This is a genomic window from Pseudomonas sp. NPDC090592 (genome assembly GCF_044769185.1).
Taxonomy (GTDB): domain Bacteria; phylum Pseudomonadota; class Gammaproteobacteria; order Pseudomonadales; family Pseudomonadaceae; genus Aquipseudomonas.
The window spans coordinates 260,561-274,586 of record NZ_JBIVXJ010000002.1 but is presented as its reverse complement, the minus strand read 5'-3'; the positions used below and the strand labels follow the sequence as shown (position 1 = coordinate 274,586).

General features: G+C 62.7%; 15 protein-coding genes. 11 read left to right on the top strand and 4 right to left on the bottom strand.

All coding sequences use genetic code 11. From position 1 onward, the window contains the following. Positions 1-335: 335 nt before the first annotated feature. From ACIQUI_RS02775 to pdeM, 3 genes are all read left to right on the top strand, one after another. Positions 336-1,451: a succinylglutamate desuccinylase/aspartoacylase family protein gene (locus ACIQUI_RS02775; protein WP_403194765.1), complete on the top strand. Its 1,116-nt coding sequence runs from the start codon at positions 336-338 to the stop codon at positions 1,449-1,451. A gap of 67 nt (positions 1,452-1,518) precedes the next feature. Continuing rightward, the gene (locus tag ACIQUI_RS02770; protein ID WP_403194763.1) at positions 1,519-3,972 is read left to right on the top strand and encodes a ligase-associated DNA damage response DEXH box helicase; all 2,454 of its coding nucleotides are present in this window, start codon (positions 1,519-1,521) and stop codon (positions 3,970-3,972) included. After that, positions 3,969-4,619, top strand: a complete 651-nt coding sequence (gene pdeM / locus ACIQUI_RS02765) for a ligase-associated DNA damage response endonuclease PdeM (protein ID WP_403194761.1) — start codon at positions 3,969-3,971, stop codon at positions 4,617-4,619. Before ACIQUI_RS02770 ends, pdeM begins: the two co-directional genes overlap by 4 nt. Positions 4,620-4,625: 6 nt before the next feature. Here the strand turns inward: pdeM and ACIQUI_RS02760 are convergent, their stop codons facing one another. Together ACIQUI_RS02760 and dcd are read right to left on the bottom strand one after the other, a co-directional pair. Next, on the bottom strand, positions 4,626-4,853 hold the full coding sequence (locus ACIQUI_RS02760) for a hypothetical protein (RefSeq protein ID WP_016498226.1): 228 nt from the start codon (positions 4,851-4,853) through the stop codon (positions 4,626-4,628). 94 nt (positions 4,854-4,947) lie between these two features. Next, a complete protein-coding gene (gene dcd / locus ACIQUI_RS02755; protein WP_003258001.1) occupies positions 4,948-5,514 on the bottom strand; it encodes a dCTP deaminase in 567 nt (188 codons plus the stop codon). A gap of 327 nt (positions 5,515-5,841) precedes the next feature. Here dcd and ACIQUI_RS02750 point away from each other — a divergent pair, with 327 nt between their 5' ends. Next, positions 5,842-6,051: a cold-shock protein gene (locus ACIQUI_RS02750; RefSeq protein WP_016488765.1), complete on the top strand. Its 210-nt coding sequence runs from the start codon at positions 5,842-5,844 to the stop codon at positions 6,049-6,051. Positions 6,052-6,237: 186 nt separating this feature from the next. Here ACIQUI_RS02750 and apbC read toward each other — a convergent pair whose 3' ends face one another. Continuing rightward, positions 6,238-7,332: an iron-sulfur cluster carrier protein ApbC gene (apbC, locus tag ACIQUI_RS02745; RefSeq protein WP_403194759.1), complete on the bottom strand. Its 1,095-nt coding sequence runs from the start codon at positions 7,330-7,332 to the stop codon at positions 6,238-6,240. A gap of 158 nt (positions 7,333-7,490) precedes the next feature. Here apbC and metG point away from each other — a divergent pair, with 158 nt between their 5' ends. The 7 genes from metG (at position 7,491) to ACIQUI_RS02710 (ending at position 13,179) form a co-directional block, all read left to right on the top strand. Then, a complete protein-coding gene (gene metG / locus ACIQUI_RS02740; RefSeq protein WP_403194757.1) occupies positions 7,491-9,530 on the top strand; it encodes a methionine--tRNA ligase in 2,040 nt (679 codons plus the stop codon). Between the two features lie 89 nt (positions 9,531-9,619). Beyond that, complete coding sequence (locus ACIQUI_RS02735; RefSeq protein WP_403194756.1) at positions 9,620-10,168, top strand: Rnf-Nqr domain containing protein; 549 nt, start codon at positions 9,620-9,622, stop codon at positions 10,166-10,168. Then, a complete protein-coding gene (locus tag ACIQUI_RS02730; RefSeq protein WP_403194754.1) occupies positions 10,165-11,139 on the top strand; it encodes an RnfABCDGE type electron transport complex subunit D in 975 nt (324 codons plus the stop codon). Before ACIQUI_RS02735 ends, ACIQUI_RS02730 begins: the two co-directional genes overlap by 4 nt. After that, on the top strand, positions 11,136-11,738 hold the full coding sequence (locus ACIQUI_RS02725) for an RnfABCDGE type electron transport complex subunit G (protein ID WP_403194753.1): 603 nt from the start codon (positions 11,136-11,138) through the stop codon (positions 11,736-11,738). Before ACIQUI_RS02730 ends, ACIQUI_RS02725 begins: the two co-directional genes overlap by 4 nt. Beyond that, positions 11,731-12,255, top strand: coding sequence for an Rnf-Nqr domain containing protein (locus ACIQUI_RS02720; RefSeq protein WP_403194751.1), 525 nt, complete (start codon positions 11,731-11,733; stop codon positions 12,253-12,255). Before ACIQUI_RS02725 ends, ACIQUI_RS02720 begins: the two co-directional genes overlap by 8 nt. 4 nt (positions 12,256-12,259) lie before the next feature. Then, positions 12,260-12,898: an endonuclease III gene (gene nth / locus ACIQUI_RS02715; RefSeq protein ID WP_403194749.1), complete on the top strand. Its 639-nt coding sequence runs from the start codon at positions 12,260-12,262 to the stop codon at positions 12,896-12,898. Positions 12,899-13,002: 104 nt separating this feature from the next. Then, a complete protein-coding gene (locus tag ACIQUI_RS02710) occupies positions 13,003-13,179 on the top strand; it encodes a PA3496 family putative envelope integrity protein (RefSeq protein ID WP_403194747.1) in 177 nt (58 codons plus the stop codon). A 55-nt stretch (positions 13,180-13,234) separates the two neighbouring features. Here the strand turns inward: ACIQUI_RS02710 and ACIQUI_RS02705 are convergent, their stop codons facing one another. After that, positions 13,235-13,858 (bottom strand): response regulator, encoded by a 624-nt coding sequence (locus ACIQUI_RS02705; RefSeq protein ID WP_403194745.1) that lies wholly within the window; start codon positions 13,856-13,858, stop codon positions 13,235-13,237. Positions 13,859-14,026 lie beyond the last annotated feature (168 nt).

The following is a 14,026-nucleotide window of genomic DNA, read 5'->3' as shown; positions in this document are numbered from 1 at the left end:
TGAGGCCGTGCTGGCTTCTTCGCGGGTAAACCCGCTCCCACAGGGGCAATGCTACCCTCGGCCTTATCGCTGTCCCGGTGGGAGCGGGCGTGCCCGCGAAGAATCCAGCGCGGTGCATGGCACCGGCTGCGCCGGTGTTCGCGGGCTTGCCCGCTCCCACAGGGTCCCTGCTAAATCAGTAGGTGATGTGCAGTTCTGTGGGAGCGGGTTTACCCGCGAAGAAGCCAGCACGGTGCCCTTGCCTTCATCGACAGAGGCGCAAGGCCTGAAACTATGCTTCTATCTTTGAGCCGACCCGTGTCGCAGACCGTATTCGCCACGCACCCAGGACCACCATGCACCATTCAACCCACGACCTGCTCTCGCCCGTTCCAGGCGTCACTCGCCAACTGCACAGTTTCCACTTCGGCCCCCGCGGTGGTGGCAAAGTGTATATCCAGGCCTCGCTGCACGCCGACGAACTGCCGGGCATGCTGGTGGCCTGGCACCTCAAGCGCCGCCTCGTACAGCTGGAAGAACAAGGCCGCCTGCAGCGTGAAATCACCCTGGTACCGGTGGCCAACCCGGTTGGCCTGGAGCAAGTGCTGCTGGATGCGCCCCTGGGGCGCTTCGAACTGCAAAGCGGCGAGAACTTCAACCGCAACTTCGTCGACCTCACCGACAGCATTGGCGACCAGATCGAAGAACACCTGACCCAGGACCCGGCGCACAATGTTGCGCTGATCCGCGAGTACCTGCGCCGTGGGCTGGATGCACACCCGGCCCGCACGCCGCTACAGGCCCAGCGCCTGATCCTGCAGCGCCTGGCCTGTGATGCCGACATGGTGCTGGACCTGCACTGCGACTTCGAAGCCGTCGAACACCTGTATACCACGCCAGACGCCTGGCCACGGATCGAACCCCTGGCCCGCTACCTCGGCGCCCAGGCCAGCCTGCTGGCCACCGACTCGGGCGGGCAGTCGTTCGATGAGTGCTTCAGCCTGGTCTGGTGGCAGTTGCAGCAACGCTTCGGCAAGCGCTTCCCGATCCCGCTGGGCTGCAGTTCGGTCACCATCGAGCTGCGCGGCCAGGCCGATGTCAGCCATGACCTGGCCAGCAAGGACTGCCAGGCGATACTCGACTTCCTGACCCATGCGGGCGTTATCAAGGGTTCCAGCCCCGCCCTGCCTGAATTGCTCCGCCCTGCTACCCCGCTGGCTGCCGTGGAACCTGTGGCCACGCCACTGGGCGGGCTGCTGGTGTACCACGCCAAACCAGGGCAGTACCTGGAGGCTGGCCAGTTGATCGCTGAAGTCATCGACCCGCTCAACGACCGGGTAACCGCCGTGCGCAACAGCCAGCCTGGCCTGTTGTATGCGCGCAGCGTAAGGCGCATGGCCACCGCAGGCATGGTCGTTGCCCATGTGGCCGGCGAGCAGGTATGCCGCAGCGGCTATCTGTTGGCCAACTGATGCGGTAAAACCATTGCCCTCGGCAAGTGGTCTGTAGAAGCACAGCCTTCAACGGACCCACTGCCTCATGCCCGCCGCCACCGACCTTGCCAATGCCTGGTTTGCCAAACGCGGCTGGAAGCCGTTCGCTTTCCAGCGACGCGTGTGGGCAGCCGTCGAGCGCGGTGAGTCTGGCCTGTTGCACGCCAGCACCGGCGCCGGCAAAACCTACGCGGTGTGGCTTGCTGCGCTTCGCGCGTTCAGCACCCAGCCCCAAGGCCGCCAGCCTGCACCCATGCAGGTGCTGTGGATTACGCCCATGCGCGCCCTGGCCGCCGACACTGCCCGCGCCTTGCAGGCCCCGGTGGACGAACTGGGCCTGGCCTGGAGCGTGGGCGTACGCAGCGGCGACACCGGCAGTGCCGAACGCGCCCGGCAGGCCCGGCGCTTGCCCAGTGTACTGGTCACCACACCCGAAAGCCTGACCTTGCTGCTGACACGGGCACAAGCCCAAGAGGATTTCGCCACGCTACGCCTGGTGGTGGTGGATGAATGGCACGAACTGCTGGGCAACAAACGCGGGGTCCAACTGCAACTGGCGTTGGCCCACCTGCGCCAATGGCATCCTGGCCTGCCAACCTGGGGCCTGTCCGCCACCCTCGGCAACCTGCAGCACGCGCTCGACGTACTGCTGCCGCAAGGTGGAATGCTGGTACAAGGGCGACAGGACAAGACGCTACAGGTCGATACCCTGCTGCCGACAGCGATCGAGCGTTTCCCCTGGGCCGGGCACATGGGCCTGAAGATGCTCGACCAGGTCGGCCAAGAGATCGATGCCAGCGCCAGCTGCCTGGTGTTCACCAACACGCGCGCGCAAGCCGAACTCTGGTATCAGGCCCTGCTTGAAGCCCACCCCGACTGGGCTGGCCTGATTGCCTTGCACCATGCCTCGTTGGCCAGGGATACCCGTGACTGGGTCGAACGCAGCCTCAAGCAAGGCAGCCTGAAAGCGGTGGTGTGTACCTCCAGCCTGGACCTGGGCGTGGACTTTCTGCCGGTGGAGCGGGTGCTGCAAATCGGCTCGGCCAAGGGCATTGCCCGGCTGATGCAGCGGGCCGGTCGTTCCGGGCATGCACCGGGGCGGTGCTCGCGGGTAACCCTGGTGCCCACTCACACGCTGGAACTGGTGGAAGCTGCTGCGGCCCGGCAGGCACTGGCAGCGGGGCACATCGAAGCCCGCGTGTCGCCACGGCTGTGCATGGATGTGCTGGTGCAGCACCTGGTCAGCATGGCCCTGGGCAGTGGTTTTCACCCCGACACGCTGCTGGCCGAAGTTCGCAGCACCTGGGCATTCGCCGAGTTGCGCGACAGCCAGTGGCAGTGGGCGCTGGACTTCGTCTGCCATGGCGGCAGCACACTCAGTGCCTACCCGGACTACCAGCGTGTCGAACGCCAGGCCGACGGGGTATACAAGGTGGCCAGCGAACGCCTGGCGCGGCGCCACCGCATGGGCATCGGCACCATTGTCAGCGATGCCAACCTGCAACTGAAATACTGGAGCAAGGGCGGCGGTGGCAAGACGCTGGGCAGCGTCGAAGAAGCCTTTATCGCCCGCTTGCGACCCGGCGATACGCTGGTGTTCGCCGGCCGCGTACTGGAACTGGTACGGGTGGAAAACATGACAGCGTATGTGCGTCGCAGCAGCGCTCGCAAGGCTGCGGTGGCGCGCTGGAACGGCGGGCGAATGCCGCTTTCGAGTGAGCTGGCCGACGCGCTGGTCGAACAACTCGACGCCGCAGCCCATGAACGCTTCGACGGCCCGGAAATGCGCGCGGTGCGCCCGCTGCTGACGTTACAAGCACAATGGTCGGCGTTGCCCACCACGGGCACGTTGCTGGCCGAAACCTTCAAGTCCCGCCAGGGCTGGCACTTGTTCCTGTACCCGTTTGCCGGGCGCATGGCCAACCTGGGCCTGGCCAGCCTGATTGCCTGGCGGGTGAGCCGCGTGCAGCCGCTGTCAGTATCCATAGCGGTGAACGATTACGGCTTTGAACTGCTCAGCCCCGGCGAAGTGGACTGGGCTACGCACCTGCCACAGGCGCTCGGTACCGAGCACCTGCTGGAAGATGTGCTGGCCAGCCTGAATGCAGGCGAGATGGCGCTGCGGCGCTTTCGTGAAATCGCCCAGATTGCCGGGCTGGTATTTGGCGGGTATCCGGCAGCGCAAAAAAGCACCCGGCAGATTCAGGCATCGAGCGGGCTGTTCTACGAGGTGTTTCGCAAGCATGATGCAGGCAACCTGCTGCTTGGCCAGGCACGGGATGAGGTCTTGGCAGAAGAGCTGGAAATCGATCGGCTGCACCGCCAGTTGGTGAAAATGGGCAACCTGCAACTGGACTTGCGGGTGTTGAAGCGGCCGGGGCCACTGGCGTTTGCCTTGCTGGTGGAGGGCATGCGCGAGACGCTGAGTACCGAGAAACTGGCGGACCGGATTGCGCGGATGGTGGCAGAGCTGGAACGCGCAGCAGGCGGGCCGCAATGACCTATCAGCCCATCGAGCATTGCGGTGAAACACTTTGGCTGCTCCCCGACAAAGCCCTGTATTGGCCTGCCCGCAAGGCCCTGTTGGTGGCCGATGTGCACATTGGCAAAGCGGCGAGCTTTCGTGCCCTGCATCAACCGGTGCCACGTGGTACCACTGCCGAAACCCTCGCCCGGTTGGATGCCCTGCTGGCCGCTCATGACTGCGAGCAACTGGTGATCCTTGGCGACTTCCTTCATGCCCGCACCGGGCGTGCACCCGCGACCCTGGCCAGGCTGCACGCGTGGCGTGAGCGGCATGGGCAGCTGAAAATCATGCTGATTCGCGGCAACCATGATCGCAACGCCGGCGACCCGCCCGCTTCACTGCACATCGAGGTCAAGGACGAACCGTGTGTCATGGAACCGTTCGCACTGCAGCACGAAGCCCGCCCCCACCTGACGTGCCCAGTGCTGGCCGGCCATGTACATCCGGTTTTCGTGCTGCGCAGCAAGGCCCGACAACGCCTGCGCCTGCCCTGCTTCCTGATGGATGACCAGGTCAGCTTGCTGCCGGCGTTCGGTGAATTCACCGGCGGCTGGGAAATCACCCCAGCCAAGGGCAGCCGCATTTACCTGGCCGGCGCAGGGCGCGTCTGGCCGCTTTAACCGCGTTCAGGCTACAGGTGCTGGAGGCGGTTCATCCGGCAAGGTCGGCTCGCCCGGTTCCATAGGTTGCGTTTCACCCGGCTCGGGTGGCTGCGGCGTGTCGGGATCAGGCTGGTGGGGCACGCCCCCCGCCTGCATGGGCAGCGGGTGCGCCAGCAGTGACCAGGGCAACAACCCGATGTGGTTGGGCTGCAGGCCTGCCAGCTTGGCACTGATTGCGGGATGGAGTTTCATTGGCTGCTCCTGACGAAGGCCGATGCACATCATGCGCACCGGCATTACTCCGTTGGAGTGCCATGGGCGCGGGGAATTCCCCGCGTTTGTCGGCTCAGGTACGCGGCAGGGTGACGCCGCGCTGGCCTTGGTATTTGCCACCCCGGTCCTTGTAGGACACTTCACACTCTTCGTCAGACTGCAGGAACAGCATCTGCGCCACGCCTTCGTTGGCGTAGATCTTCGCCGGCAGCGTGGTGGTGTTGGAGAATTCCAGCGTCACGTGGCCTTCCCACTCAGGCTCGAGCGGGGTGACGTTGACGATGATGCCGCAGCGGGCATAGGTGCTTTTGCCCAGGCAGATGGTCAGCACGTCCCGCGGGATGCGGAAGTACTCGACGGTGCGGGCCAGGGCGAAGGAGTTTGGCGGAATGATGCACACGTCGCTCTTGATATCGACGAAGCTGCCGGCATCGAAGTTCTTGGGGTCGACGGTGGCCGAGTTGATGTTGGTGAACACCTTGAATTCGTCGGCGCAGCGCACGTCGTAGCCGTAACTGGAAACACCGAAGGAGATCACCCGGCTGTCCTGCTCGCCGCGCACCTGGCGCTCGACGAACGGCTCGATCATGCCGTGTTCCTGCGCCATGCGGCGAATCCACTTGTCCGATTTGATGCTCATGGCGGGGTGTCCTGAAGAGTTGCGTGGTGAAAATCGTGACGCGCATCTTACCGGTCCCGGCGCCCAGGTTAAAGTTCTATGCCTCATCCCGCGCCGGACGGGGGCTGCAGCCGCCGTCGATCCGAATTTGCGTAAAGCGCCTCATGACCATTGGCAGGTTGTGGAAAGTGGGGTAAGGTGGCGCAACTGTGCTGCACGTGACACCGAGAATCTCTAGTTTGATGCACGATCCTGATCGGCCCATCGCTGAATTTTCTGCTCTCTTTGCGCTCAGTCCCGGGCAGGAATTTTCCTGACCGTTATCAAATTGTCCAAGGAGACAGAAAAATGTCCAACCGTCAATCCGGTACCGTTAAGTGGTTCAACGATGAGAAAGGCTACGGCTTCATCACCCCTCAGTCGGGCGACGACCTGTTCGTGCACTTCAAAGCCATCCAAGCTGACGGCTTCAAAACCCTGAAAGAAGGCCAGGCTGTTACTTTCGTCGCTACCCGCGGCCAGAAAGGCATGCAGGCTGAAGAAGTTCAAATCGCCTAAGTCGATTTAGCTTCCTCGCTTTCAAAAAAAACCCGCCTTCTGGCGGGTTTTTTTATGCCTGGCAGAAAGACCGGTGCTGGCTTCTTCGCGGGTGAACCCGCTCCCACAAGGACTGCACAGGGCTTGAAGCTTGTGCTGTACCTGTGGGAGCGGGCAAGCCCGCGAAGCAGGCGACTCGGTCTGCGGTCAATCTTCGCTGATGGTAATGCTCGGCATCGCCGGCGCCGCGGCTTCCTGCAGCACAATCCGCGCACCGACCTGGCGCGCCAGTTCCTGATAGACCATGGCAATCTGGCTTTCCGGTTCGGCAATCGCCGTCGGCTTGCCGCTGTCGGCCTGCTCACGGATCAGCATCGACAAAGGCAGGGATGCCAGCAGGTCGACACCGTACTGGCTGGCCAGCTTCTCACCGCCACCTTCGCCGAACAGGTGCTCGGCATGGCCGCAGTTCGAACAAATGTGCACAGCCATGTTCTCGACCACGCCCAGTACCGGAATATTGACCTTGCGGAACATTTCCACGCCCTTCCTGGCATCCAGCAATGCCAGGTCCTGCGGGGTGGTGACGATTACCGAACCGGCCACCGGCACCTTCTGCGCCAAGGTCAGCTGGATATCACCGGTGCCCGGTGGCATGTCGATCACCAGGTAATCCAGGTCGTCCCAGGCCGTCTGGGTGACCAGTTGCAGCAGTGCGCCGGAGACCATCGGGCCACGCCAGACCATCGGCGTGTTGTCATCAGTGAGGAACGCCATCGACATGACCTCCACACCATGGGCCTTGATCGGCACAAACCACTTCTGCTCGCGAATCTGCGGCCGGGTGCCTTCGGCGATACCGAACATCACGCCCTGGCTGGGGCCGTAGATGTCGGCGTCGAGAATACCCACCCGCGCGCCTTCGCGGGCCAGGGCCAGGGCCAGGTTGGCCGCAGTGGTCGACTTGCCCACCCCGCCCTTGCCCGAGGCCACGGCGATGATGTTCTTGACGTTGGCCATGGCCGGCACCTGGGCCTGAGCCTTGTGCGCAGCGACCTGGCAATCGATCAATACCTGCGCGTTGCTGACGCCCTCGAGGTTGCCGATGGCGGTCTGCAGCACCTGGGCCCAACCGTTCTTGAACAACCCTGCGGCATAGCCCAGTTGCAGCTGCACGCTGACTTGCCCGCCCTGGATGTCGATGGCGCGCACGCAGCCGGCGCTGACCGGGTCCAGGTTCAGGTAGGGGTCGGTGTACTGGCGAAGCACGCCTTCGACGGCGGCACGGGTGACGGCACTCATGGAGACTCCCATTGGCAAACTGAATGTAAAACAGGCGCCTATCGTAACCCGTCAATCGTCAGCATATGCTTCTGCTGGGTGAAATATCTTCGCCAGCCCTTTATAGTGGCCGATCACCCTTAATTTTTACCCGTAGCCAGATAAGTAGCCGAGCCACCATGTCCGAGCCACGTCAGATTCTCGTCACCAGCGCCCTGCCCTATGCCAATGGATCAATCCATCTAGGCCATATGCTCGAGTACATCCAGACAGACATGTGGGTCCGCTTCCAGAAAATGCGCGGCAACCAGTGCATCTACGTCTGCGCCGACGACGCCCACGGCTCGGCCATCATGCTGCGTGCCGAAAAGGAAGGCATCACCCCGGAACAGCTGATCGCCAACGTCCAGGCCGAGCATAGCGGCGACTTCGCCGACTTCCTGGTGGATTTCGACAATTTCCACTCCACCCACAGTGAAGAAAACCGCGAACTGTCGAGCCTGATCTACACGCGCCTGCGTGAAGCCGGGCACATTGCCACCCGTTCGGTGACGCAATACTTCGACCCGGAAAAAGGCATGTTCCTGGCCGACCGTTTCATCAAGGGCACCTGCCCCAAGTGTGCGGCCGAAGACCAGTACGGCGACAACTGCGAAAAATGCGGCGCCACCTACGCGCCTACCGAGCTGAAAAACCCCAAGTCGGCAATCTCCGGTGCCACCCCGGTACTGCGCGATTCGCAGCACTTCTTCTTCAAGCTGCCTGATTTCCAGGCCATGCTGCAGCAGTGGACCCGCAGCGGCACCCTGCAGGACGCAGTGGCCAACAAGCTCGCCGAATGGCTGGATTCCGGCCTGCAAGAGTGGGACATCTCCCGCGATGCGCCGTACTTCGGCTTCGAGATCCCGGGCGAGCCGGGCAAGTACTTCTACGTGTGGCTGGATGCGCCGATCGGCTACATGGCCAGCTTCAAGAACCTGTGCGCACGCCGCCCGGAGCTGGACTTCGACGCCTTCTGGAAGGAAGACTCCAAGGCCGAGCTGTACCACTTCATCGGCAAGGACATCGTCAACTTCCACGCCCTGTTCTGGCCTGCGATGCTCGAAGGCGCGGGCTTCCGCAAGCCGACCGCCGTCAACGTGCACGGCTACCTGACCGTCAACGGCGCCAAGATGTCCAAATCGCGCGGCACCTTCATCAAGGCCCGCACCTACCTCGACCACCTGCAACCGGAATACCTGCGTTACTACTACGCAGCCAAGCTGGGGCGTGGCGTCGATGACCTGGACCTGAACCTGGAAGACTTCGTGCAGAAGGTCAACTCCGACCTGGTTGGCAAGGTGGTCAACATCGCCAGCCGCTGCGCCGGCTTCATCCACAAAGGCAATGACGGTGTGATGGTCGCTGGCGATGCCGCCCCCGAACTGACCGAAGCCTTCCTCACTGCCGCCCCGTCGATCGCCGAGGCCTACGAAAGCCGCGACTTCGGCCGCGCCATGCGCGAAATCATGGCACTGGCCGACCGCGCCAATGCCTGGATCGCCGACAAGGCACCTTGGTCGCTGGCCAAGCAGGAAGGCAAGCAGGATGAAGTGCAGGCCATCTGCGCCCAAGGCATCAACCTGTTCCGCCAGCTGGTGATCTTCCTCAAGCCAGTGCTGCCAGTATTGGCCGCCGACGCCGAGGCCTTCCTCAACGTTGCCCCACTGGCCTGGAACGACCACCAGTCGCGCCTGGAAAACCACCAACTGAACCCGTTCAAGGCACTCATGAGCCGTATCGAACCGGCCAAGGTCGAAGCCATGGTCGCAGCCAGCAAGGAAGACCTGCTGGCCGCGGAAGCCAAGGCCCCGGCGGGCAATGGCGAGCTGACCAAGGATCCGCTGTCGGCAGAAATCGAGTTCGACACCTTCGCCGCTGTCGACCTGCGCGTGGCGCTGATCGTCAAGGCCGAGGCCGTGGCGGGTGCCGACAAGCTGCTGCAACTGACCCTGGACATCGGCGATGAGCGCCGTAACGTGTTCTCCGGTATCAAGTCGGCCTACCCTGACCCGTCCAAACTGGAAGGCCGCCTGACCATGATGGTCGCCAACCTCAAGCCACGGAAAATGCGCTTTGGCGTGTCCGAAGGCATGGTCATGGCAGCCGGCCCTGGTGGTGAAGAAATCTACCTGCTGAGCCCGGACAGCGGCGCCAAGCCAGGCCAGCGCATCAAGTAACGCCCCCTGCCCCGGCCCTCGTGCCGGGGCAGTTCCTTGTGTACCTTGATTGCCGGACAATCACCCTGATTCCCGGCTATCGTCATCTCATGAGCGACTACATTCTGGTCCTGATCAGCGCCGCGCTGGTCAATCACCTGTGCTTGTTGCAACAACCAGCCTCCAGGCTGCACCTGCATGTGCACGGCCTGGCCTGCGCGCTATGCATAGCCCTGGGCGTGATCGGCGCCCAGTTGCTGATGCGAGGGGTGCTTTTACCGTTGCGCATCCCCGACCTTGCCCTGTTCGTGCTGCTACCCTGGCTGGCTATGCTGGCTTGGGGCGTACCAACGCTGCTGGCCAGATGGCGCCCTAGCTGGCCCGTGACAGGGTTGCCAGCGCTACTGCTGGGCAACGCCGCAGCGTTGGGGCTGGCACTTCAGCAAACCCGCGACGACAGCACCTGGCTTGCCACACTGCTGCAAGGCCTGCTGGCCGGTGGTGGTTTCTGGCTGGTGCTGATCCTGTTCAACGACCTGCGCCTACGCAGTGCGCATGCCGACATGCCTGGCCCGCTGCGCGGGCTGCCCATCGAGTTGATCGGTGCAGGGGTAATGGCCATGGCGTTTTCCGGCCTCAATGGGTTGTTCGTGCAATGAGCGCTACGCCCGATCCGCGACTACGCGCCAGCATGGGACTGGTCTTGCTGGCCTGTATGCCCGGCCTGCTGACGCTGCTGTGGCTGCACGGCTGGAGTTTTCTGGTAAACCTGTTGCTGTGCACCAGTGCGGCCTTGTTGTGCGAAGCGTTGCTGCTGGGCATGCGCTCACAACCGCTGGTAGCGGCGCTGAACGATGGCAGCGCTGTAGTGACCGCTGTGTTACTGGCATGCGCCCTGCCTACCCTGGCCCCGTGGTGGTTACCCATGGTCGCCGCCAGTGTTGCCATCGGCATTGGCAAGCAGGCCTTTGGGGGTGTCGGACGCAACCTGTTCAACCCGGCCATGGTCGGTTATGCCTTCGTATTGCTGAGTTTCCCGTTGCAGATGAACCATTGGCCAGGGCCGGCACCTGGCTTGCTGGACAGCCTGCAACAGATATTCGCGGGGGGCGAACACATTGATGCCTGGGCCCGGCCGACACTGCTCGACGGCCTGCGCCACAACCGTAGCCTCACCATTGATGAGCTGTTTGCCAGCCACCCGGGCTTCGGCAGCATCGGCGGGAAGGGTAGCGAATGGGCCAACCTGGCGTTCCTGCTCGGCGGCCTGTTCCTGCTGCAGCGCAAAGTGATCAGCTGGCATGCGCCTGCGGGCTTGCTGGCAGGGCTGTTCGTGTTCAGCCTGTTGGGCTGGAACGGTTCGGGGTCGGATTCCAACGGCTCACCTTTGCTGCACCTGTTCTCCGGTTCGACCATGCTGGCGGCGTTCTTCATTGCCACCGAACCCGTGTCCGGCCCCAGGAACGACTGGGCCAGGCTATGCTTCGGCGTGGGAGCTGGGCTGCTGATCTACCTGATTCGTACCTGGGGCAGCTACCCGGACGGCACGGCGTTCGCCATTCTGCTGATGAACCTCACGGTACCGAGCCTTGAGCGCCTGGCCTTGCAGCGCCAGCAGGCCACCCGATGAAACGACTGGCGCGTGATGCGGGCCTGCTGTTGCTGACCGGGGCCCTGGCACTGTCTGCCACGCTGGCATGGCGACAATGGACCAGCACTGCCGTCACCAGCGCCGAGAAACGGCTGCAAAGCCATCAACGACTGGCGCTGCTAGCGCAAGGCAGTTACGACAACCAGCCCCTGGACACTCCCCTTCCAAGGCCCGCCGCACAACGCCCGAACAGTAGAATCCTGGCGGCTTACCGCGCCATGCGGGCAGGCAAACCCAGCGCAATCATAATTGTCACCCAAACCCAGGGGTACGCCGGGCCAATCGTGCTCAGCGTCGCCATCAGCACGGACGGCCGACTGATTGGCAGCCAAGTGATCGAACAACAGGAAAGCCCGAAGTTGGGCGCACGCCTGGCAGACCCGCAGGTGCACTGGCTGGAGCAGTTCAGCAACCGCCAGTTGACCGACCGCTGGGCACTCAAGCGAGACCAGGGTGACTTTGATCAACTGGCCGGCGCGACCGTGACCTCGCGCGCCGTGATCACAGCCCTGCAGGAAGCCCTGAGCTATTTCGATGAACAGCACACCGTGCTGCTGGGGAGCTCTGCGCATGAATAGTATGTACTTCATGGCCGCAAGCCTTGTACCGGTATTGGGCGCCACTCGCACCCTGCGCGAAGGTGTCGCCATCGGCCTGTGCGCGATCGTGATGAACAGCCTTCACCAGGTGTTGCTGACCCCCTTGCGCCAGCGGCTGGCCACCTGGGCGTACGTGCTGGCCAGCCTGCTGCTGCTGGCAGCCCTGGCCAGCTGCCTGCAACTGGCACTGCGTGCGTGGCAATTGCCACTTGCGCTTGCCCTTGGCCCTTACCCCGCGTTGTTGTGCCTGCACTGCCTGACCACCGACCACCTGCTGCCCCACGAAGGGCGCTGGCGCCTTCTGGCCAGATACCTTTGCACCCTGTTTGCCGCTTGCCTGCTGCTCGGCGGCTGCCGCCAATGGCTGGCTGACGGCGCCGGGCTGCACCTGGCCAGCCTGGCCCCTGGCGCGCTGATACTGCTCGGACTGCTGCTGGCCTTGTACAATCGCCTGCGTCCGGGCCCCGCCCACCCACGTCGTCAAGGAAAGCTCTGATTTCATGAATGCCGCCAAACGCCTGGAGATTTTTCGCAGGCTGCACGAAGACAACCCCGACCCGAAGACTGAACTGGCCTACACCACCCCGTTCGAACTGCTGGTCGCCGTGACATTGTCCGCGCAATCCACCGACGTCGGCGTCAACAAGGCCACCGCCCGCCTGTTTCCCGTCGCCAACACCCCCGAAGCGATCCATGCCCTTGGTGTTGAAGGACTGAGCGAATACATCAAGACCATCGGGCTGTACAACAGCAAGGCCAAGAACGTGATCGAGGCCTGCCGGCTGCTGATCGAACTTCACGGCAGCCAGGTGCCACAGACCCGCGAAGCCCTGGAGGCACTGCCTGGCGTGGGCCGTAAGACCGCCAACGTGGTGCTGAACACAGCGTTCCGCCAGCCGACCATGGCAGTGGATACGCATATCTTCCGGGTCAGCAACCGCACGGGCATTGCGCCAGGCAAGACGGTGCTGGAAGTGGAGAAGAAACTGGTCAAGTTCGTGCCCAAGGATTACCTGCTCGACGCCCACCACTGGCTGATCCTGCATGGACGCTACGTATGCCAGGCACGCAAGCCAAGGTGTGGCAGTTGCCGGATCGAAGACCTGTGCGAGTACAAGCACAAAACCAGCGACGATTGAGCCGATAGCAAGAAACCGCTTGCGACGATTGAAAAAATCTTTTTTACCAGCGCCTGCTTTCTGGTTATAAGGACGGCCAATGGCCCCTTGGCTTGGAGCGACTCATGAGCACCGATAAAGACGAGCTGTCGATCGAAGATGACTTTGTTGCCACAGAAGATGACGCGCAACCCCAGGTGGAGAGCGCAAAGACCAACCTGAGCAAGCGCCGCACCATCGACAACATGCTGGAAGAACGGCGCCTGCAAAAGCAGCTGGCCGATTTCGACTACGACCTGTAGCCAAGGCTTGCCGCCCTGGTAAAGCCTCCCGTCCGGAGGCTTTACCACATGACGCTCAGTTAAGCCCTTGCCGTTGCGCCAGCTCGATCAGGTCGACCAGCGAGCGCGCATTGAGCTTGAGCAAAAGCCGGGACTTGTAAGTGCTGACCGTCTTGTTGCTCAGGAACATGCTGTCGGCAATCTCCTTGTTCGAACGCCCGCGTGCCAACTGCTGCAACACCGTCATTTCGCGCGCCGACAGGCGCTTGACCATATCTGTCTCGCTACCCCCACTCCTGCCGCGCGACGCATGCAGGGCCTGGTTGGGGAAGTAGCTGTAACCCGATAACACGGCCTTGATGGCGCTCAGCAACTCGGTGAGTTCCTGTTGCTTGCACACGTACCCCGAGGCCCCCGCCTGCATGCAGCGCATGGAGAAGTTGCCGGGCGCTTGCGACGTCAGCACCAGCACTTTGCTGCCAGGGCTATAGGTTGCCAGGCGCGCAATCACCTCCAGGCCATCCAGCCTGGGGATGCCAATGTCGAGCACTACGATATCCGGCAGATGTTGCCGGGTAAGCTGCAAGGCAGCCACCCCATTGTCGGTCTCCGCCACAACGTCATACCCATGCCGCTCCATCAGCATGCGTACGGCCAGGCGTATGACCGGGTGATCATCGACGATAAGCACTTTATTCATGCGACATCCATTCTTTCATTATTTTTGCTTTGGCACGCCACGATAACCGACAGCGCGCCCGATGGCGCGGCGAATTCCCGGCGAAACTCATGAGCAGATGAAACTTACAACAATTGCAGAATTTTCCTACAAATTATGGAAGCAGTTGTAACAACCAAATTCCTTATT